This window comes from Allochromatium humboldtianum (assembly GCF_013385175.1).
Lineage (GTDB): Bacteria > Pseudomonadota > Gammaproteobacteria > Chromatiales > Chromatiaceae > Thermochromatium > Thermochromatium humboldtianum.
The window spans coordinates 671-24501 of record NZ_JABZEO010000008.1; the positions used below are offsets into that span (position 1 = coordinate 671).

The 23831-nt window shown below is 68.1% G+C and carries 1 protein-coding gene (cut by a window edge); it reads left to right on the forward strand.

Annotated elements, in window-relative coordinates; all coding sequences use genetic code 11:
- Nucleotides 1–23831: the 5' portion of an SDR family NAD(P)-dependent oxidoreductase gene (locus tag HW932_RS12685; RefSeq protein WP_176976862.1), read on the forward strand. It continues 3661 nt past the right edge of the window; only the first 23831 of its 27492 coding nucleotides appear in the window; it begins with the start codon at nucleotides 1–3; its stop codon lies off the right edge, out of view.

Below are 23831 nucleotides of genomic sequence, written 5' to 3' on the forward strand. Positions count from 1 at the left end.
ATGAAGAGCACCGAAACGATGCTGCCGGACGACGAAATCGAAGTGCGCTACGTGAATGGTGTCCGGGAGGTTCGCACCTTCCGTCCGTTCGAGCCGAAGGCGGCCGGGGACATCCCGATCCGGGACAACGGCGTCTACCTGATCACCGGCGGACTCGGTGGACTGGGTCTGATCTTCGCCCGTTATCTGGTGCATGAACGCGGGGCCCGGGTGGTCTTGATGGGACGATCGCCGCTGGACGCCGCTGTCGCGGAACGGCTCGGTGAATTCGGGAACAAGGCGCTCTATGTGCCGGGCGATGTCTGCGACGAGGCCGATGTGCGGCGCTGCATCGAAACGGCCCGCGCGACCTTCGGCCCGATCGCGGGCGTCATTCATGCCGCCGGTCTCAATCGCGACGCCTTCATCCGCCACAAGCAGGCCGAGGAAGCGGCCCTGGTGCTGCGCCCCAAGACGGTCGGCATCGCGGTCCTCGACAAGGCGACGGCGAACGAGCCGCTCGAGTTCTTCGTCGCCTTTTCCTCGATCGCCGGCGTCACCGGCAATGTCGGGCAGTGCGATTACGCCTTCGCCAATGCCTATCTCGACGCCTTCATCGCGGCGCGCGCCGAACTTCAGGCGCGCGGAGAGCGACCCGGCCGGAGTCTGTCCATCAACTGGCCGCTGTGGAAGGACGGCGGGATGCAGCTCGATCCGGAGCTGGCGGCGCTCAAGACGGGCGGGCTGCCGCCGCTGGAGACGGCGGAGGGCCTCCGGATCTTCGAGGCGGCGCTCGCCAGCGGGGAATACCAGGTGACGGCGGTCGTCACGAACCCGGCGCCGACGGCGGATTCACCACCTGGGATGAAGAACCTGTCGCCCACCGAGACCGCCGGCCCGCCGCCCGCTGAACTCGGCGCCCTTGCCTTGCTGATCGAACGCTTCTCCGGGCTCACCAAGATCCCGCACGATCGGATCCGTCCTAAAGAACCCCTGGAGCACTATGGGATCGACTCGATCCTGGTGATGAGCTTCACCAAACTCCTGGAGCAGGATTTCGGTCCGCTGTCGAAGACGCTGCTGTTCGAGTATCAGACGCTCCAGGATCTGGCGACCTATTTCGAGGCGCATCACGCCGAGACGCTCCAGCGACTCCGGGGCACGGCAACCTCGGAGCCGTCGGCCCGGAGCGAACCCGTCGTGCAAGCGGTCGAGTCCCCTCCCCGTCCCGTTCCGTCGCGCGAGAACGATCAGGACATCGCCATCATCGGTCTGTACGGACGCTTCCCGAAGGCGGAGAGTCCGGACGAGTTCTGGCGCAATCTCGCCGCCGGTCGCGACTGTATCCAGGAAGTGCCCCCGGAACGCTGGGACGTCCGCGACTACTTCGACCCCAAGCCCTCCGCCGCCGGGAAGACCTACAACCGCTGGGGCGGATTCCTCACCGACATCGACAGGTTCGATTCGCTGTTCTTCCGTATCCTGCCGCGCGAGGCCGAAGGCATGGATCCGCAGGAGCGTCTCTTTCTGGAGACGGTCTGGAACACGCTCGAGGACGCCGGCTACCGGAAGTCGGCCTTGCGACAGCGTCCGGTGGGCGTCTTCGTCGGGGTCATGTATGGGCATTACCAGCTCCTCGGACTCGAGCAGTCGCGCCCGGGGCAGTTGCTTGCGCTCAATGCGTCCTATGCCTCCATCGCCAACCGCGTCTCCTACTTCTTCGACTGGAGCGGGCCAAGTCTGGCGGTGGATACCATGTGCTCCTCGTCGCTGACCGCGATTCACCTGGCCTGCGAAAGCCTGCGCCGCGGTGAGAGCGAGCTGGCGATCGCCGGCGGCGTGAATCTGGCGCTACACCCGCTCAAGGACGTGGGGCTGGCCCAGGGCGGCTATGCTGCGGAAGACGGACGCTGCAAGAGCTTCGCCGCGGCGGGTGACGGCTATGTGCCGGGCGAGGGCGTGGGCGCCGTGCTGCTCAAGCCCAGGTCGAGGGCCGTCGCCGACGGCGATCACATTTATGCGGTGATCAGGGCCAGTTGCATCAACCACGGCGGCAAGACCAACGGCTATAGCGTTCCCAACCCCAATGCCCAGGCCGACCTCATCGCTGCGGCCTTGAAACAGGCCCGGATCGATCCGCGCACCCTCAGCTATGTGGAAGCGCACGGCACGGGGACGGCGCTCGGCGATCCGATCGAGATCACCGGGCTGAGCAAGGCCTTCCAGCGCGCGGCGGACGGCGAGCTGCCCCGGCAGTACTGCGCGATCGGGTCGGTCAAGTCGAACATCGGGCATCTGGAGGCCGCCGCCGGGGTGGCTGGTCTGACCAAGGTGCTGTTGCAGATGCGACACCGCGAACTGGCGCCGAGCCTGCATGCGCGCGACCTCAATCCGCACATCCCGTTCGAGGACACGCCCTTCGTCCTCCAGCGCGAAGCCGGCCCCTGGACGCCGCCGGCGGGAGCACCACGCCGGGCGGGCATCAGTTCCTTCGGGGCGGGAGGCGCAAACGCTCACCTGATCGTCGAAGAGTTCGTCGCGGACTTGACGACGGCGGCCGAGGCCATTCCAGGTCCGTACCTGATGCTGTTCTCCGCCGCCAACGACGACCGGCTGACGGCCCTCGTCCGGCGTTTTCATGAATGGGTGACGCACCTGCCGGAAGCCGACCGCCCGAACCTCGCCGACCTGACCTTCACGCTCCAGGTCGGTCGCGAGGCGCTCGACGAACGTCTGGCCTTCCTGGTCTCGGACTGGGACGAGTTCGCGGAATGCCTGAGTCGCGCCCTCGACCCGGAACCGTCCACCGCCCTGAGGCGTGGGAACGCGCGGCGGGAGGCCGGACGGTCCGACGCCCTGCTGTCGGGCGAGGAAGGCCGGCAGTTCCTGGAGGCGCTGATCCGGGGCCGGAATCTCGAAAAGCTGGCCGGTCTCTGGGTCACGGGCGTCGAGATCGACTGGGAGGCTTTGTGGCGTGACCGCCCCGGACACCGGGTCAGTCTGCCGGTCTATCCCTTCGCCAGGGTGCGACACTGGCCGGCGCCGCCCTGGGAGCCGGCGGCGCCGGTCGAGACCCGGACGCCGAGGCTGAGCGCGCTCGTGCACTGGAACGAATCGACCCTGACGGAGCCGCGTTTCGGCAGCCGCTTCGACGTCGCCGAGACGGTGATCCGGGATCATCGGGTCGAGGGCCGGCCCATGCTGCCGGGAGCCGCGATCATCGAGATGGTCTGGCAGGCCGTTCGGCTCGCGGCCGAGACCGACGCGATACAGCTCCAGGATCTCGTCTGGCTACAATCCTGCGTGGCGGATGACCAGGGTCTCGAGGTCCGGGTCGCGCTCCATGCCAAGGGGCCGGACACACTGGCGTTTCAGCTCCGCGCCGCCGACGGCACGGTCAAGGCCGAGGGCAAGGCGACCCTGACCGCGACGGGCGAGAGCGCCGGTCCGGCCTTCGAGTCGGTCCGGGCGCGCTGTCCGCGACGGATCGAACCGGCGGAGTTCTACTCCGGATTCGCCGCTCTTGGCCTGGACTATGGTCCGGGATTTCGCGCCGTGCGCGAGATCGGCGCGGGCGAGGACGAGGTCTGGAGCCGGCTGGAACGTCCGACCGACTGGGGCGCGGAGACCTACCGTCTGCATCCGGCACTGCTCGATGGTGCCTTCCAAAGCCTGGCGCTGCTGTCGGCCGACGGCGGCTTGGAGCTTCCCTTCTCGGTCGAGCGGATCATCAGCCTCGCGCCGCTGCCCGAGCGTTGTCTCGCCATCGGCAGGCGATCCGGAGCCGCAAGCGCCGGAGTGCGCCGTTACGACATCGAGATCCTCGACCTGGAAGGCAAGACACTGGCGCGGATCCAGGGGTTCATGACCCGACACCCTGGAGCGGTTCCAGCTCGCGGCGAACGTCTGCTGTTCCGGCCCAGGTGGACGCCGACCCCGATCCTGACCTCTGCCGAGCCGGCGGGCGGTCCGGTACTGCTGTTCGATGACCGCGTGGAACTGGCCGAGGCGTTGCAAGGAATAGGTGTGAACCTGATCAGGGTCAGTACCGGGGCCGATTACCGGCTGAACCGCCCGCTGGCCACTATCCGTCCAGATCGGTCCGAAGACTACGAACGACTCCTGAGTGAAGTCGAGGCGGGCGCCATCCTCCATGTTCAGGGCCAGGACGCCAGCGCCGAGAGCATCCGGCGCCTGCATCGTCTGACCCAGGCGGCCGTGCGGCGCGCGCGGCCAGTGCGTCTGTTGCATCTGTACGAATCCGGCGATCCGGCCGGCGAGGCCGTCGGGGCCTATGCCGGCAGTCTGCGTCTCGAACAGCCGCGCTTGCATCTCAAAGCACTGGGCGTCGAACGCACGAGCCCGGCGGCGACTCTGGCGGCGACCCTGCTCGCCGAGCTACGCGACGAATCACTCGACGTCCGCTACGCGCGTGGCGAACGACTCCTGAGATCGCTGGAAGAAATCCCGTCCGGGGCGATCGGGACCGAGACCGCGATCCCAAGGGGCGGTGTGTTCCTGGTGACGGGCGGTCTGGGCGGATTGGCGCTGATCTTCGCCGCCTGTCTGGTCGAGGAGTTCGACGCGCGCGTGGTGCTGGTCGGACGCTCGGCGCTGGATGAGACCAGGGCGCAACGCCTGAAACCACTCGCGGACCGAGCCGGCTATCTGCAGGCTGACATCAGCCGACTCGACGAGGCCGCCCGCGTGGTCGCCGAGACCAAGCGACGTCATGGTCGACTGGACGGCGTGTTCCACGCCGCCGGCGTGCTCAGGGACGGCCTGATCTGGAACAAGACGGTCGAGGACTTCGACGCGGTGCTGAAGCCGAAGATGGCCGGGGTCGAGGCGCTGGACGAGGCGACCAAGGACGAGCCTCTGTCGCTCTTCGTCGTCTTCTCATCGACGGCCGGTCTGTTCGGCAATGCCGGGCAGGCGGACTATGCCTACGCCAACGCCTATCTGGACGCCTTCGCCCACCGGCGCGAACGCCGGCGACTCGCGGGCGCGCGCCAGGGACGCACCCTGTCGATCGACTGGCCGCTGTGGAGCGAGGGCGGCATGCGCGCCGACGCCGATCGCCTGAGCGCCATCGGCCTCGAACCACTGGACCGCGCGTCCGGCTGGGCGCTGTTCAAGCAGGCGCTCGCGAGCGGGGAGGCGCAGGTCTTGGCCTGCCGCGGCGATCGGGCGGCGATTCGCGGGTGGCTTTCAGCGGCCGGCCTCCAGCCGCCAGCCTCCAGCGGCCAGCCGCCAGCCGCCGGCTCTCTGGCTGAAAGCCGGAAGCCGGAAGCCGGAAGCTGGAAACCGACACGCGAACAAGTGATCGACTACCTGATTCAGCGGTTCGCCGAGCTGACCAAGCTCCAGGTCGCCGACGTGCTGCCCGATGAGCCGATCGAGAACTATGGTCTCGACTCGATCATGGTCTCGACCTTCTCGCAGATGTTGGAGCATGACCTCGGCGATCTCTCCAGAACGATCCTGTTCGAATACCCGACCCTGGAGGCGCTCGGCGCCTATCTGCTCGACCAGCATGCCGACGGACTCGCCAGGGCGCTCGGTCGGTCGGACGCGGGGGACGCTGAGATCCCGGCCGCCCCGGAGCCGGTCGATGCCGCGTGCGCGATCGAGCCGTCCGTGCCGGTCGACGCGCCCGATGTCGCGCCGGTTCCAAAGGCCACGCCGACGACCATCGCCGACGACCCGATCGCGATCATCGGGGTGGCCGGTCGCTACCCGATGGCCGCCGATCTGGATGAATTCTGGGCCAACCTCGCGGCCGGGCGGGACTGTATCGAGGAAGTGCCCGGCGAACGCTGGACCATTGAGGACTACTATGATCCGCGACGGATGACGCCAGGCAAGACGAACAACAAATGGGGCGGCTTCATCCGGGACATGGATCGGTTCGACCCGGTGTTCTTCAACATCTCCCCGCTCGAGGCCGGCTACATGGACCCCCAGGAGCGCCTGTTCCTGGAGACCGTCTGGCATACCCTGGAGGATGCCGGCTGCACCAAGACGAGCCTCGACGATCGTAAGGTCGGTGTCTTCGTCGGCGCCATGTACGGCCACTATCAGCTCTACGGTGTCGAGGAGCGTCTCAAGGGCAACCCGGTTTCGCTCAGTTCCAACTTCTCGACCATCGCCAATCGGGTGTCTTACTTCTTCAACTGGCATGGTCCAAGCCTGGCGCTGGACAGCATGTGCTCGTCGTCCCTGACGACCATTCATCTGGCCTGCGAGAGCCTGAGACGGTGTGAATGCGAACTGGCCGTGGCGGGCGGGGTGAACGCCACGGTTCATCCGGAGAAGGATCTGATCCTGAGCCAGAGCGGATTCAGCGCGAGCGACGGGCGTTGCCGGGCCTTCGGCGAGGGCGGCGACGGTTATGTGCCCGCCGAGGGCGTGGGCGCCGTGCTGCTGATGCCCCTGTCGCGCGCGCGGGCGGAAGGCCGTCGCGTCCAGGCCGTCATCCGGGCCAGCGCGCTGAACCATGGCGGCAAGACCAATGGCTATACGGTGCCCAACTCGCGCTCGCAGGCGGACGTCATCCTGAGTGCCCTGCGGCAGTCCGGTCTGGATCCGGCGACCATCACCTATATCGAGGCCCACGGCACCGGAACCGTGCTCGGCGACCCGATCGAGATCGAGGGGCTGCAACAGGCCTTCACCACGGCCCTCGACCGCCGACCACAGGGGCCTGACGACAGGTTCTGCGCGATCGGCTCGGTCAAGTCGAACATCGGGCACTGCGAGTCCGCCGCCGGCATCGCGGCCGTCACCAAGGTGCTGCTCCAGATGCGCCATGGCCGGCTCGTGCCCTCGATCCATACCGACGTGTCCAACCCCCGGATCCGGTTCGACCAGACCTTTTTCCGTGTGCAGCGGGTTCTGGAACCCTGGACGACTCCGGTCGTCGAAGGCCGGCGCCTACCCAGACGCGCGGGAGTCAGTTCGTTCGGGGCCGGCGGCGCGAACGCGCATCTGATCCTGGAAGAGTCTCTCGACGCGCTCGACGACATGGGTGGCGGGTCCGAGACCGCCGCCGGGCCGGAGATCCTAGTGCTCTCGGCCAGAACCCCGGAGCAACTCAAAGAGATGGCCGCGAACCTGGGCCGTTTCCTGTCCGCCGACCGGATGCCGGATGACGCCGATCACCGTGCAGGTTCAGGCCGACGCCCGTCGCTGCGCGATGTCGCCTTCACCCTGCAAAGCGGTCGCGAGGCGCTTCCGCAACGACTGGCGATGGTCGTGGACGATCTCGACGAAGGCGCGCGTCGACTCCTCGCCTGGTCCGCGTCCGACGCGCCGATCCCGGGCCTGCATCTGGGTTGCGCCGGGCGCGCGTCGGCGGACCGGGACGCGCCGACGCCGCCGACAGCCGGGGATCTCGACGGCTGGGCGGCCTGGTGGGTGGCCGGCGGCGCCGTCGACTGGGTCGGGTTGCGCGGCGGGGCGCTTGCCCGCTTTGTCTCACTGCCCGGCTATCCCTTCCTGCGGCAGCGCTTCTGGGTGCCGAACCGAACGCCGCCGCGCGATCTCGATCGGGCCGAGGCCGAGACCCGGCCATCGGATCGGGCGTTGTCGCCGCCCCGGAGCGATGCGTTGGCGCCCGATGGCCGGTTCTTCGTGCCCGTCTGGGAGCAGAGCCGGAGCGAGAAGACCGGGATCGGCTCCTGGGAGCGGGTGCTGCTGATCCATTCCTCGGACCATCCGTTGAACGACGTCCTGATCGAGGCCAGTCGCGCCCCGCTCGTGCAACGGATGCGACTGGGCCGAGCGTCCCGCCCCCTCGACGAGGGGTGCTGGGAAGCCGACCTCGACGACCCGCAGGGGATCGCCTGGTGCTTGAAGCAGATGGCACGGCCCGACCTGATCCTGTTCACCGGATCGATCGGACCGCGCGCCTCGGGGGACGCGGTCGCCCAGGCCGAGCAGTCACAGCAGACGGGCGTGATCGCCTTCTTCAGGACCATCGAGGCCGCGCACGCCCTGGGCTGGTTCGAGTCGCCGCCGGCGATCCGCCTGGTGACCGCCGGCGCCCTCGAGGTCGAACCCAGCGAGTCCGTCCGTCCCGAGGGGGCCGGACTCGTCGGGGCGGCGGGCTCGCTCGCTCGCGAACTGCGGCAGTTAGATATCGCCTGCCTGGACCTCGATCCGCTGGATCTCGATGACCCCGCGCGGCTGGCCGGGAACGCGGCGGCGGTCCTGACCGAACCGCCGCAGCGGGCCGGTGAGATCGCGGCCTGGCGCGCCGGCGAGCGCCGGCAGCAGCGGCTGCGTCTGGTGGAACTGCCTGAATCCGACGCGAGCGCCTTTCGTCGGCATGGCGTCTATCTGATCATCGGTGGAACCGGCAACATCGGTCGCATCCTCTGTTCCGGACTGGCGCGCCACCATGGCGCCCGACTGGTGTTGACGGGCCGGCGCCCGCCCGACGGCGAGATCGAGCGGCAGCTCGCGCATATCCGGCAGGACGGCGGCGAGGCCCTGTACGTGCAGGCACGGGTGGACGACCCGGCCGAGATGCAAGGCGCCCTGGATCTCGCCCGCCGTGAGTTCGGACGGATCGACGGCGTCATTCATTCGGCGATGGTCATGCAGCATGCACTGGCGCGGGACATGGATGAACACCAGATCCGTCAGGTTCTCGATCCCAAGACCAGGGGCAGCGCGGTCCTGCTGGAACTGACCCGGGATCTGCCGCTCGATTTCCTGCTGTTCATGGGCTCGGCGCAGAGCTTCCTCCATGAGGCGAGACGTGCAGTCTATGCCGCCGCCTGCTGTACGTCCGATGCCTATGCCCAGATCGCTCGCCGGCAGGCGTCCTTCCCGGTGCGGGTGATTCACTGGGGATTCTGGGCGCACAGTCTCGACGCGGCCATGGGCCGGAACTTCGCCGCCGCCGGTCTGGGCGGCATTCGACCCGAGGATGGATTCGCGGCCGTGGAGCGGATCCTCGCCGGCGGCCTGGACGCGGTGGGCTATCTTCGGGCGAACGACGAGGCGCTGTCGCGCCTGGGCCTGCATCCCGAACCCAAGGCGCTTCACTCCGGCGTCGACTGCGCGCGGATCCGCCGTGACCTCGCCGCCTTGATCGAGGGCGTTCTGCAACTGTCGTCCGGGGATCTCGACACCCGCGCGCCCTTCACCGAGGTCGGCGTCGACTCCATCGTCAGCGTCTCCCTGATCGAGCGGATCAATGAGACGTTCGGCACCCGCTTCCAGCCGACGGTGCTGTTCGACTACTCGACCGTCGAGCGGCTAGCGGACCATCTCGCCGCCGTCATTCCGGGCACGCCCGATCCGAACTCGGTCGCCGGCGAAACGCCCCTGGAGGAACCCGAGGCGGAGCCGGTCGCACCGCCGTCCGGCCAGGGTGACATCGCCATCATCGGCTATTCCGGGCGCTTTCCGGGCGCGGCGGATGTCGAGCAGTTCTGGGAGAATCTCGCCGCCGGACGGTCTTCGATCGTCGAGGTTCCGGCGGATCGCTGGGACAGCGCGACCTTCTACGATCCGAACTCCAAGCGGCCCGACCGCACCAATTCCAAGTGGGGCGGCTTTCTCGACCGCGTCGACGCCTTCGATCCGCTCTTCTTCAACATCTCCGGGCGCGAGGCGGAAGTGACCGACCCCCAGCACCGGGTGTTTCTGGAGGAGGCGTATCACGCGCTCGAGCACGCGGGCTATGCTGGGCCGGCGGCCCGGATACCGGACAAGTGCGGACTGTTCGTCGGCGTGGAGCCGGGCGATTACATCCATCGGGTGACGGCAAGCGCGGCAGCACAAGAGCATGCACCCATCTTCCAGGGCAACGCCGAGTCGATCCTGGCCGCGCGGCTCTGTTATCACCTCGATCTCAAGGGGCCGGCGATCGCCGTCAACACTGCCTGCTCGTCGTCGCTGGTGGCGATCCATCTGGCCTGCCGGACGCTCCTGAGCGGCGAGTGCGACCTGGCCCTGGCCGGCGGGGTGAGGATCCTGGCCACCGAGAAGGCCTATCTGGCACTCGGCAACCTGGGCATGCTGTCTCCGGACGGTCAGTGCAAGACCTTCGACGAGGCGGCTAACGGGTTCGTCCCCGGCGAGGGCGTCGGGGTGCTGGTACTCAAGCCTCTGGCCGCGGCCCGACGCGACGGGGACAGCATTCACGCCGTCATTCGCGGCTCGGCGATCAACCAGGATGGCCGGACCAACGGCATCACGGCGCCGAGCAGTCTGTCCCAGACGGCGGTCGAACTCGAGGCCTATGCGCGTGCCGGCATCAGCCCGGAGAGTCTCCAGTATGTCGAGGCCCACGGCACGGGCACCCGGCTCGGCGACCCTATCGAAGTCCAGGCGCTGACGGAGGCGTTCCGGAAACAGACGTCCCGGAACGGATTCTGCGCGCTCGGCTCGGTCAAGACCAACATCGGGCACGGCATGGCGGCGGCGGGTGTCTCGGCGGTGATCAAGGTGCTGCTGTCGCTGCGACACGGGCAGATCCCGCCATCGCTCAACTTCCGGCAGGCCAATGCCCATATCGATTTCGCGCACAGTCCCTTCTTCGTCAATACCGAATTGCGCGAATGGCCCCAGCCGCCCGGTCAACCCAGACGCGCGGCCGTCAGCTCCTTCGGATTCAGCGGGACCAATGCTCACCTGGTGCTGGAAGAGGCGCCGGCCCGTCCGCGACCGGGCCGCCCCTCCAAGCCCGCCTATCTGTTCACCCTGTCGGCCAAGACCCGCGAGGCGCTCGGGCAGTTGCTGGAGCGCTTCAGCACGATCGAGTCGGGCGAGACGGCCGAGGATGTCAGCTTCACGCTGAACCTGGGCCGGGAGCACTTTCACGATCGCTGCGCCGTGGTGGCGGACTCGCTCCAGGAGTTTCGCGCGACCCTGACCACCCTGGTCCGGGACGGCACGACGGCCAATGGCTGGCTGTCCGCCGGCGTTGACGTCGATGACCCCGACGAGGCCGTGCATCGGGAACTGATCGCGATGATCCTGAAGGATCTGCCCGAACTCCAGCACAGCGATCCCGAGCGCTACCGCCACAAGCTCGCCGCGCTGGCGGCCCTGTACGTCAAGGGGTTCGACCTGGACTGGTCGCAGCTGCATCAGGGTGAATCCCGACGGCGCGTGCCCCTGCCCGGCTATCCGTTCGCGCGCGAGTCCTACTGGGTGTCGGCGACGCCGATACAGGCCGCACCGCCGTCCGGGGTGTTGCATCCGCTCGTCCAGCGGCGTCTGACGGACTCGCCCACTGGCGTCGAGTTCGCCGCCGGCTTCCAGGGCTCGGAGTTCTTCCTGGCCGGTCATCGTGTTTCGGGTCGCCGGACCCTACCGGGCGTGGCCTATCTCGAAATGGCGCTCGCCGCCAACCGGCTGGCTGGTCGGGAACCGAATGTCTTGCTCTCCCGCGTGACCTGGCTGCGTCCCTTGGTCGTGGAGGGCGAGACCTCGGTGCGGGTGCGTCTGACCGATCTGGAACCTGGGTGGCGGTTCGAGGTGCGATCCGGGGACGACCGGACCCTGTACGCCGAGGGCTCCATCCGTCCGGCGGACGCGGGCGCTGAGCGCCGGGCGGACCTGGCGGCCATCCGCGCGCGCTGTCGGCGGCACGAATCCGGTGAGGCGATCGCGGCGCGTTGCGCCGGGGCCGGACTCGAACTCGGCGCCGGGTTCCGGGGTCTGCGTGATCTCTGGTTCTCCGACGACGAGGCCCTGTCGCTGATCGAATTGCCCGAGTCTGCGCTTGCACGGGCGGGCGACTTCCTGGCCCATCCGATCCTGCTCGATGGGGCCTTGCAGACCACGGCGGCACTCGGCGATGGTCGCGGTTCGGGCATCCCGGTGCCCTTCGCGATCGAGGAGGCCGTGCTCGGTCCCCTTCCTTCGCGCTGCCACGCCCATGTCCGGCGTGACGGCGGCGGTCCGGGTCTGCTCAGGTTACGGATCGACCTGCTCGACGACTCGGGTCTGGTGATCGGCGAGCTCAAGGGTGTCGTCATGCGGGCGCTGTCCCCGATCTCCGGCGCCAGGATCGAACCGCTGTACGCACGACCCCAGTGGGTCGAGGCACCGATCGTCGGCGACGCTCGATCCGCCGGCGTCGGGCCGTGGCTGTTGTTCGACGAAGGCGAGGCACTGGGTCGGGCGTTGCAGGGCGCGTTTCCGGACACCCGGATCATCCGGGTCAGGCCGGGGAACGCTTATCATGACGACGCGGGCGTCGTTGCGCTCGATCCCGCCTGTGCCGGGGACTTCGAGCGTCTGATCCGGGACTATCCGCCCGAGGCGGTGATCCACCACTGGAGCCGGGGTGACTGGGATCTCGACGCGGCCGTCGAGCGGGGTCCGGTCGCGCTCTTCCATCTGACGCAGGCCCTGATCCGCGCCGGATTCGCGGCGCGGCTGCCCCTGCTGGTGCTGCATGCGCCCGAGGCGCATCCGGTCTTTCCGGCGCTCGCCGGCTATGCCGCGACCCTGAGACAGGAACGCCCGAACCTGATCCTGAAGACGATCGAGTCCGAGGCGTTCGGTGGCGATGCACCGGATATCGAGCCCCTGGTCAGCGAATTACGGGACAGTGCGCGCGATCATCGGATCCGCCGACGTGACGGACGACGCGAGGTCCGGCGCTTCGAGGTCTTCGCGCCCGAACCCGTCACCCCGCTGCCGCTGCGTGAACAGGGGGTCTATCTGATCGTGGGCGGACTAGGCGGTCTCGGCCTGCTCTTCGCGCGCTATCTCGCCCGGAACCTCCGGGTCAGGCTGGCCCTGATGGGACGTTCGGCACTGACGCCCGACGGGCGGGCTGTGATCGCCGAACTGGAAGCCCAGGGCGCCGAGGTCGTCCATCTGAGTGCCGACGTCACGGATCGCGCCCAGGTCGTCGCGGCGGTCGAGTCGGTCAAACGCCGTTTCGGTGCCTTGCACGGCGTCATTCAGGCGGCTGGGATCCTGCGTGACGGTCTGCTGCTCAAGAAGACCAGCGAGGATTTCAGGGCGGTGCTCGCGGCCAAGGTTCGGGGCAGTCACCTCCTCGACGAGGCGACGCGGGATGATGCGCTCGATGTCTTCGTCCTCTTCTCGTCGATCACCGGCGTCTTCGGCAACCTCGGACAGGCCGACTACGCCTATGCGAACGCCTTTCTCGACGAATTCGCCCAGTGGCGCAAGCTTCAGCGACGGCGTGGTCAGAGGTCCGGGACGACGCTGGCGATCGACTGGCCCGCCTGGGTGGCAGGCGGCATGAAGACGTCCGCCTCGGTCGAGGAAACCCTGGCCCGCGCGGGATTGGCCCCGGTCGACGCCGAGAGCGGATTCCGGATGTTCGAGACCGCCCTGAGGTCCGGTGAGCACCAGGTGCTCGCCCTGCTCGGCGATCCCGACCGCATCCGACTCGATCCCGTGGACGATCCGGCGCCTGCGGTCCGCTCCGAATCCGTCCGGACGGGCAGTGCGCCCTTCGCTGATCGCGACCGGCTGCTGGCGTATCTGAAACAGCAGTTTTCGGCGCAGGTCCGCCTCCCGGAGTCGCGCATCCAGGTCTCGGTGCCGCTGGAGAAGTACGGCATCGACTCGATCATGGTGGTCGAGTTCACCCAGCGTCTCGAACAGGACTTCGGTGAGCTGTCGCGGACGCTGCTGTTCGAATACCGGACCCTCGCTGAATTGGGCGACTACTTCCTGGCCAATCACGCGCCGCGATTGGCGGAGCTGTTCGCGCCGCCGGCGTCCGAGACCCTCCGCAAGGCCGATGCGCCGACGTCACCGGGCGGACGGCCTCAAGACCTCCAGGTCGATTCCAGTCCCCAGGGTTCCGCACCGGCATCGACGAAGCGTTTGGACGATGCCGGAGACATCGCCATCATCGGGGTCTTCGGCCGCTACCCCAAGGCCGATGATCTGGAGCAGTTCTGGGAGGTGCTGAGCCAGGGCCGGGATTGTATCGAGGAGATTCCAGGCGAGCGTTGGGACTATCGGCTCTTCTTCGATCCCGAACCAGGTCGCGCGGGCAAGACGGTCAACAAATGGGGCGGTTTTCTCGACGGAGTCGAGCGGTTCGACCCGCGTTTCTTCAACATTCTGCCGCGCGAGGCCTACGCGCTCGATCCCCAGGAACGGCTGTTCCTGGAGACCGTCTGGAGAACGGTGGAAGAGGCCGGTTATCGCCGTGGCGCGCTGGCCGGTCGGAAGATCGGCGTCTTCGTCGGCGTCATGTACGGTCAGTATCAGCTCTATGGCGCCGGTGATCCCGAACAGGGGCGGGTGTATCCACTGAGTTCCTCCTATGCCTCGATCGCCAATCGCGTGTCCTATGTCTTCGATTGGAACGGGCCGAGCATCGCACTCGATACCATGTGCTCGTCGTCGCTGTCGGCCATCCATCTCGCCTGCATGAGCCTGAGGACTGGAGAATCCGAACTCGCGATCGCGGGCGGCGTGAACACGACCCTGCATCCGCACAAAGACATGCTCCTGAGCCCCGGCGGCTTTGCCGCGAGCGACGGGCGCTGCCGCAGTTTCGGCGAGGGCGGCGATGGGTATGTGCCGGGCGAGGGTGTCGGCGCGGTCCTGCTGAAACCCCTCGACCGGGCCATCGCGGACGGCGACCACATTCATGCCGTCATCAAGTCGACGGCGCTGAACCACGGCGGCAAGACCAATGGTTACACCGTCCCGAATCCGAGCGCGCAGGCGGACCTGATCCAGGAGGCGCTGTCGCGCTCGGGCCTGGATCCGAGCACCATCAACTATATCGAGGCGCACGGCACCGGGACCGCGCTGGGAGACCCGATCGAGATCGCGGGACTGACTAGGGCGTTCCGTCGCGCCGCCGGCGGTCGGGAGCTTCCCCGGCAGACCTGTGCGCTGGGCTCGGTGAAATCCAACATCGGTCATCTCGAATCGGCCGCCGGCATCGCGGGCGTCACCAAGGTCTTGCTGCAGATGCGCCACCGGCGGATCGCGCCCTCGCTGCATTCGGCCCGGCTCAATCCGAGCATCAAGTTCGAGGATTCACCCTTTTTCGTGCCCCAGAGCCTGATGGAGTGGCGCCCGCCCGCCCTGACCGCCGCCGAAGCAGAGGGCGGACGGACCCGGCCGCCGCTGCGTGCCGGCGTGAGCGCCTTCGGCGCCGGTGGCGCCAATGCACACGTTATCCTCGAAGAGTTCATCCCGGCTGAGCGGACGGTCACGGCGAACGGCGCATCAGGCGCGCCCTGGCTATTCGTGCTCTCGGCCCGGAGCGAGGATCGTCTGCGCGCCCGGGCGCAGCAACTGCTGGCCTACATCGAGCGACTGGCCGATCATCCGGACCCGTCGCGCCGGCTGGCCGATGTCGCCTATACCCTCCAGGTGGGACGGGAGGCGTTCGAGGAGCGTCTGGCCTTTACGGCGCGCGATCCGGGCGGGGTCGTGCGGGCACTGCGCGGATTCCTCGACGGCGTTCCCCAGGGGAAGACCTATCGCGGAAGCCTTGGATCGGCAGAGGCCAATGGGACGCTCCTGCCGGAGGGCGACGAGGAGCACGCCGTCCTCGTGGCCCTGGCGCGGCAGGGAGATTGGGCCGGACTCGCCCAGCTCTGGACCAAGGGCGCCCTGATCGACTGGGAGGCGCTCTATCAGGGCGTCAATGTACGGCGTGTGCCGCTACCGTCCTATCCGTTCGCCGGGCAGCGCTACTGGGCGCCGGACCGGTTGCGTCAGACCGAGGTCGCGCCGAGGGTCACGGCGGAAGCCACGGAGTCCGAACCCGACGCGGCACAGACACTGTTTCTGCGTCCATGCTGGATTCCGAGCCCATCCAAGGCCGCCGCCGATGTCAGGCTCGCGGGCGACCTGCTGCTGTTCTCGTCCGACGCGGCGCTGAAGCGGAGGATCGAGACGGCCTATCCGGGGCTGGCGATCACGCAGGTCGTGCCGGGTCGGTCATTCGAGCAGGCGCCGGGCCGGATTCGTCTCGACCCGGCGCGCGAGGCGGACTACGAGCGACTCGTCGAGGCGGTCGATCCGAGGTTCGTATTCCATGCCTGGGCGTTCGAGACCGACGCCGTCGGATCGCCGCTGGACGCCGGGATCCATTCGCTGTTCCATCTCTCACGCGCGCTGATCCGCCGGGGCGTCGGGTCGAGGATCCGTCTGCTGTTCTGTCATCCGCCCGGTGAGATTCCGGAGTTCGGCGGCGTGGCGGCGTTCGCCAAGTCGCTCGTCCAGGAACAGCCCTTGCTGGACATGCAGACCCTCCAGGCGGAGCGGCCCGAGGTCGAGCTACTGTCGGAGTGGCACGGGCCGGCCGAGCACCTGGAGATCCGCCGGCTGGACGGGCAGCGCGAGGTGCGGATCTTCGAGCCCCTGGAGATCGAGGAGACACCGGCAACGCCGTTCAGACAGCGGGGCGTCTATGTGATCGCGGGCGGTCTCGGTGGACTCGGACGCCTCCTGGCCCGACATCTGGCCGGACGCTTCGTGGCGCGTCTGGTGCTACTGGGCCGCTCGGTCCAGGGTCAGGACATCGAAACCGCGCTCGAGTCGTTTGAGGAACTCGGCGGCGAGGCGCTGTACCTCCAGTGCGATGTCGGCAAACCCGAGGACGTCCTGAAGGCCGTCGAGCAGGCGCGGGCGCGATTCGGTGCGATCCACGGCGTCATTCACGCGGCCGGCGTGATCCGGGACGCCTACATCCTGCGCAAGGAGCCTGAGCAGTTCGCGGAGGTGGTGTCGCCCAAGGCGCGCGGCGCCGAGAACCTGGATCTGGCGACCGCCCAGGATGACCTCGACTTCTTCGCGCTTTTCGCCTCGACCGCCGGCGTCTTCGGCAACGCCGGTCAGTCCGACTATGCCTTCGCGAACGGCTATCTCGATACCTTCGCGGCGCGGCGCGAACGACAGCGTCTGGCCGGTCTGCGCCGGGGCCAAACCCTCTCCATCGACTGGCCCCTGTGGCAGGACGGTGGTATGCGCCTCGATGGTGAAGCGATGCGGGCACGGCTACGGGCGACGGGTCTGAGTCCGCTGCCGAGCGAGCTTGGGATTGCGCTGTTCGAGCGCGCGCTGCGATCCGGGGAGCCTCAGGTCGTTCCACTCTGGGGCGATCGCGACAGGCTGCCGGCCCTCTTCGGCGCTCACCGGCTGGAGACGCCCGCGCCGACCGCGACCGTTGCGCCGGATACGGATACGGCCCCGGATCTTTCCGGGCGCGTCGAACGCTATCTGACCGAGATCCTGTCCGCCGTCACCGGGCTACCGCTGGACGAGATCGATCCCGAGGAGCGCTTCGATGCCCTCGGCGTGGATTCGATCGTGGTCAACGATTTCAATCTGCGGCTGGAACAGGATCTCGGCGCCGTCTCCAAGACCCTGCTCTATGAGCAACCCAACATCCTGAAGCTGGCCGAGCATTTGCGGACGTCTTACCCAAGCTCGATCGAGGCGTTGTTCAGGGCGTCCACCGTCCCCGAGGAAACGGCGGTCCGGGATCCAGTCCCTGAGCCAGCGGCCGGCCCCCAGCTTTCAGCCGGAGAACAGGCGGCCGGCGGCTCGCCGCCGGAAGCTGGAAGCCGGCCGCTGGAAGCCGACTCAAGGGACATCGCCATCATCGGACTCGCCGGACGCTATCCGGGTGCACAAAGCCTGGACGACTTCTGGGAAGCACTGGCGTCCGGGGTCGATGGCGTCACCGAGATCCCGCGCGAACGCTGGGATATCGATGCCTTCTATGATCCGGATCCGGAGAAGGCGGCCGAGGGCCGGATGTACTGCCGCTGGGGCGCCTTCCTGAGCGACGTGGACCGCTTCGATCCGCTGTTCTTCAACATCGCGCCACTGGAGGCCGAGCTGATGGACCCCCAGGAACGGCTGTTCCTGGAGGTCGTCTGGCACACGCTCGAGGACGCCGGCTACAGTCGCCAGGAGCTGGGCCGCTCGATCGGCAAGGACTATGCCGCGAACGTCGGGGTCTTCGTCGGGGTCACGAGCAACAGCTACGCCAGCCTGGGCCATGACGTCGGCGGACGCGCTCTGCCGACCACGCTGCCCTGGTCACTGGCGAACCGGGTGTCCTATCTCTTCAACTTCAACGGTCCTAGTCTCCCGGTCGATACCGCTTGTTCGGCCTCGTCGACCGCCATCCATCTCGCCTGTGAAGCCATTCGTCGCGGGGAATGCCGACAGGCGATCGCGGGCGGGGTGAATCTCTATCTGCATCCGTCGAAATACTCGCATCTCTGCATGATGAAAATGCTCTCGTCCGAGGGCAAATGCCGCGCCTTCGGCGAGGGCGGCGACGGATTCGTGCCCGGCGAGGGCGTGGGGGCGGTCCTGCTCAAGCCCCTGGCGCAGGCACTCGCGGACGGTGATCGGATCCATGGAGTGATCAAGGGCTCGGCCATCAATCACGGCGGTCGCACCAATGGCTACACCGTGCCCAACCCGGAGTCGCAGGCGGAGGTGATCGCCCAGGCGCTCAGGTCGGCCGATATCGACCCGCGCACCCTGGGTTACATCGAGGCGCACGGCACCGGGACCGCCCTTGGGGATCCGATCGAGGTCGCCGGCCTGACCAAAGCCTTCGCTGCACTCGCCGGTGACGCCGTGCCCGTGCAGTCCTGTGCCCTGGGATCGGTGAAAACCAACATCGGGCATCTCGAATCGGCCGCCGGTATCGCCGGACTGACCAAAGTCCTGTTGCAGATGCGCCATCGGACCCTGGCGCCGTCCCTGCACGCGGAGACACCCAACGCCAGGATCCGCTTCGACGAGACGCCGTTTCGACTCCAGACCAGGCGTGAGCCCTGGGAGAGGAAGCGGATCGGCGACCAGATCGTCCCACGGCGCGCGGGCCTCAGTTCCTTCGGCGCGGGCGGGGCGAACGCCCATATCGTCGTGGAGGAATTCGTCGCGCCGATTTCAGCTTCCAGCTTCCAGCCTTCAGCCGGAGAGCAGTTGGCTGGCTGCCGGCCGCTGGAAGCTGACCGCGAATCCCTGATCCTGCTGTCGGCGAAGGACGGGAAGCGTTTGCGGGAGGTGGCGCGCGCGCTGGCCGATGTTCTGGCCAAGGCAGCGCCTGAAGACTATCCGCTGCGTTCGGTCGCCTTCACGCTACAGGTCGGGCGTGAGGCGCTGGAGGAGCGGGCGGCCTTCATCGTCGCCGATCGTGCCGAACTCCTCTCCAGGCTCGATTCCATCGCGACCGAAGGACAGACCGCCGCCGGGGTCTGGTTCGGACGGGTCAAGAAGGCCCGCGTCGAAAGTGGCGCCGACGCCGGTGGTGCGCCGATCCCGGACGCGCCGCCCGCAGACCTGCGCAAGGCGGCTGAACGCTGGGTCGCCGGTGATCGCTTCGAGTGGCGAACCCTGTACCGCGACGAGCCGGTTCGCCGGCTGGGACTGCCGGGATATCCGTTCGCGCGCGAGCGCTATTGGATCCAGCCGCTCGCGCCCTCGGGCGGACCGGCGGAACCGGCGCCGACCCGGGTGCATCCGCTGCTGCACCACCAGCGCCGCCAGGGGGCCGAGCTGGTGTTCGAATCCAGGTTCACCGGCTCGGAGCCGGTCGTGCGGGATCATCGGATCGCGGGCCGACGCCTGATGCCGGCGGCGGCGATCCTGGACATGGCCCGGGCCGGATGTTCGGTGTTCGCCGGGCGGGAAGACATCCGGCTGACCCAGGTCGTCTGGTCACGGCCGGTGGTTGCCGAGTCGGGTGTCGTGCTGCGTCTGTCCGTTCGCGCGGACGGCGATGAGTCGGCGCGCCTGACGTTGACGGACGACCAGGGCCAGCCCCTGGCCCAGGGCAAGGCCGACTGGAGCGCGTTGGCCGAGCCGCCCGCCCCCATCGACTGGCCCGCGATCCAGACGCGCTGCCGGCAGACGGTCGATCCGGCGACCCTCTATGCTGGATTCCGGTCGCGCGGACTCGAGTATGGTCCGGGGTTCCAGGTCATCCGGACCCTGGCGCACGGCGAGACCGAATGCTGGGCCGAACTGGCCACACCCCCGGTCTGGGAGGGCGGCTATCGGCTGCATCCGGCACTGCTCGATGGAGCCTTGCAGAGCCTGGCGGTCATCGGCGCCGGCAACGGCGTCATGGAGGTTCCGTTCGAGCTCCGTGAGCTGGTCTGTCGGCGCGCCCTGCCGACAACCTGCCTGGCCCATGGTCGAGTCGAGACGGATTCCGGCGCCGTCAGACGCTATGAGATCACCCTGGCCACGCCGGACGGTGAAATCCTGGCGCGGTTGCAGGGGCTCGCCATGCGGCGTTTCGGCGCGGACGAGCGACGGCTGTTCCTCGCCCGCCCGGTGTGGCGACCGTCCCCGTCGGCCATTCCAGAAGCGCGTTTCGCGGGAACCCTGTTGCTGATGGACGCGGACACGCGCTTACAGCGCGAATTCGACCGGGCCGGCCTCAGGGTGCGACGTGCGATCGCCGGGGACGACTACTCGGTCACGGACGATCCGATCCGCTTGCGCCCGGATCGACCGGACGATTACGAACGGCTCGTGAACGATCTGAGTTTCGACGCGGTCGTCCATCACTGGTCGCGCGTCGAGGCCGATCCGGATGGGGCGCTGGAGTCCGGAATCCTCAGTCTTCACCGTCTGGTCCGGGCACTCGCGAACCGGCACGGCACGGCTCCCGTGCCCCTTCTCTATCTGCATCCACCCGGAGATCCGGCGTTCGACGCCGTCGCCGCCTATGCCCGGAGCCTGCGTCAGGAAGACTCACGGATACTGTTGAAGACCCTCGCCATCGAGGGTCCGATCGCGGTCGATCGGCTGCTCGACGAACTCGCGGACGAGGCGGTGCAGGTACGCTATCGGGACGGCGTCCGCGAGGAGTCCCGGCTCGAACCCCTGACCGTCGGAATCGATGATGGACCCTCCTTCAAACCGGGTGGCGTATACCTGATCAGCGGCGGCGCCGGTGGGCTGGGATCGATCTTAGCCGCCTTCCTCGTCGACACCTTCGACGCCCGGGTGCTCTTGGTCGGACGGTCGGAACCGGGCGAGCGGACGGCGGCGAGCTTGCAGGCCCTGGGAGAGCGGGCCGCCTATTTCCAGGCCGATGTCGCACGCCTGGACGACGCGAACAAGGCCGTGCAACGCGCGAAAGATCTCTTCGGCCGCCTGGACGGCGTCATCCACGCGGCCGGCGTCCTGCGGGACGGCTGGATTCGCAACACCAGCGACCAGGACTTCATGTCCGTGCTGGCACCCAAGATCCGGGGAGCGAACGCCCTGGATGCCGCGACCCGCTCGGAACCGCTCGACCTGTTCGTGCTCTTCTCCTCGACCGCCGCCCTCCTGGGCAACGCCGGGCAGGGGGGCTATGCCTATGCCAATGCCTGGCTCGACGCCTTTGCGTGCGTGCGCAACGAACGTGTGCGGGCCGGAGAGCGTCGCGGGCGGACGCTGTCGATCGATTGGCCCCTGTGGGCCGAGGGCGGTATGCCGGTCCATCCCCAGTCACTGGAGTTTCAGTCGTCGGTACTGGGATTACAGCCACTGGCCCGAGCCGACGGGATCCAGGCCCTGCTCGACGCGCTCAGATCCGGGGAGGACCAGTGCGCGGTCTTCCACGGCGACCCGAACCGGTTCTTCTCGCGCCTCGAACGCCCGCGTCCGGCTCCGGCCACCGGCGTTCAGGCGTCCGTCCAGGCTGAGCCGGGGCCGGCGATGCCCCAGGCCGGCTCTGCGGCGGAGGCGCTGATGGAGACCCTGAAGCAGGTCGTCGGCAAGGTTCTGAGGCTGGATCCGGAGGTGCTGGACGCCGAGGCCGAGCTGGCCGAGTACGGTTTCGACTCCATCACCCTGACGGCCCTGTCGAACGAGGTCAACCGCACCCTGGGTCTGGAGACCACACCGGCGATCCTGTTCGAGTACCAGACCCTGCAGGCGTTCGCCGATCATCTGCTCGGCGCCTATCCCGAACAGTTCAGCGCCGGCACCACTGCCCCCCCGGACCAACCGCGTGACGAGGTCGTCGCCGACGCCGGACCGCCGCGCGCCGAGGTCCGGGTTGCGCCGGTCCCACCCGTCGACCGCGCCACCGCAAGCCGGGAGCCGATCGCGGTGGTGGGCCTGGCCGGCATCTTTCCGGGGTCGCCGGACCTGGAGACCTTCTGGAGCCATCTGGAGGCCGGACGGGATCTCATCACCCGCGCCCCGGCGGACCGCTGGGATTTCGGTCCGGCCTCCGAGGCGCCCTGGGGCGGCTGGATCGCGGACGCCGACAAGTTCGATTCGCTGTTCTTCGACATCTCGCCGCGCGAAGCCGAGTTGATGGACCCGCAACAGCGGCTGTTTCTCGAAACCGTCTGGAAGACCATCGAGGACGCGGGCTATCGCAAGGCGGACCTGGCGGGCAGCCGGACCGGACTGTTCGTCGGAGTGGCCGCCAATGACTATGCCAACCTGCTGTCCATGCGCGGCATCGGCGTCGAGGCCTACAGCGCGACCGGTAACGCGCACTCGGTGCTGGCCAATCGCGTGTCCTTCTTCTTCGATCTGCGTGGACCGAGCGAGGCGATCGATACCGCCTGCTCCAGCTCGCTGGTGGCGATCCATCGGGCGATCGAGTCGCTGGAGTCCGGGAGCTCGGAGGCCGCCATCGTGGGCGGCGTGAACCTGTTGGCCAGCCCTGCGGCCTTCGTCGCCTTCGAGAAGGCCGGTATGCTCAGCGCGGACGGGCGCTGCAAGTCGTTCGATGCGCGGGCCGACGGCTATGTGCGCGGCGAAGGGGTCGGAGCCATCCTGCTCAAACCGCTGTGCCGGGCACTGGCCGACGGCGATTCGATCCGGGCTCTGATCCTGGGCAGCGCCGAGAATCATGGCGGCCATGTCCAGTCCCTGACGGTTCCGAATCCGCTCGCCCAGGCGCAATTGCTGAGCGAGGCCTTCGCCCGGGCGGGCGTGGATCCAGGCGCCATCGGCTATATCGAGGCCCATGGGACCGGGACGCCGCTCGGCGACCCGATCGAGATCAATGGTCTCAAGAAGGCCTTCGCCGAGCGCTCCGGTCAGGTTCCGCAACCGCGCTGTGCGGTCGGCGCCGTGAAATCCAGCATTGGTCATCTGGAGACCGCAGCAGGCATCGCCGGGGTCATCAAGGTACTGCTCGCCATGCGGCATCGGCGCATCCCGGCCAATGTACATTTCACGACCCTGAATCCCTACATCCAGGTCGCCGGGACGCCGTTTTATTTTCCCGCCGCTACGACGGATTGGGAGCCCTTGCTGGATCGTGACGGCCGGCCGCTGCCGCGGCGCGCCGGCGTGAGCTCGTTCGGGTTCGGCGGCGCCAATGCCCATGTGGTCCTGGAGGAATTTTCACCGGACCCCGAGCCACAGGTCGAGCCGGACGAGCCCGAACTGATCCTGCTCTCGGCCCGCGACGCCGACCGCCTGAACGAGCAGGCGGGCAACCTGCTCCGCTATCTGCGGCAGTATCCGGACACGCGCCTATGTGACCTGGCCTTCACCCTGCAAGTGGGTCGCGAGCCGATGGCCGAGCGGCTCGCGCTGCTGGTGTCCGGCACCCGGGATCTGATCGAGAGACTGGAGCTGTTCCTGCAGGCGGGCGATCGCTCCGCCGGGATCCTGCGCGGCAATGTCGCCGCGGGGCGCGATGGAGTCGAACTGGTTCGCCAGTTGGGGGACCATGAGGCGCTGCTCGGGCCGCTCCTGAACAGCCGGGATCTCGAGAAACTGGCGCGGCTCTGGATCGCGGGCCTGGATGTCCCCTGGCGGCGACTGCATCGGGGACGGCGGGTCCGAACGCTGAGTCTTCCGACCTATCCCTTCGCGCGCCGGCGTCACTGGCCGGAGGCCCGTCCGGGCACGGCGGTCGCGCCGAG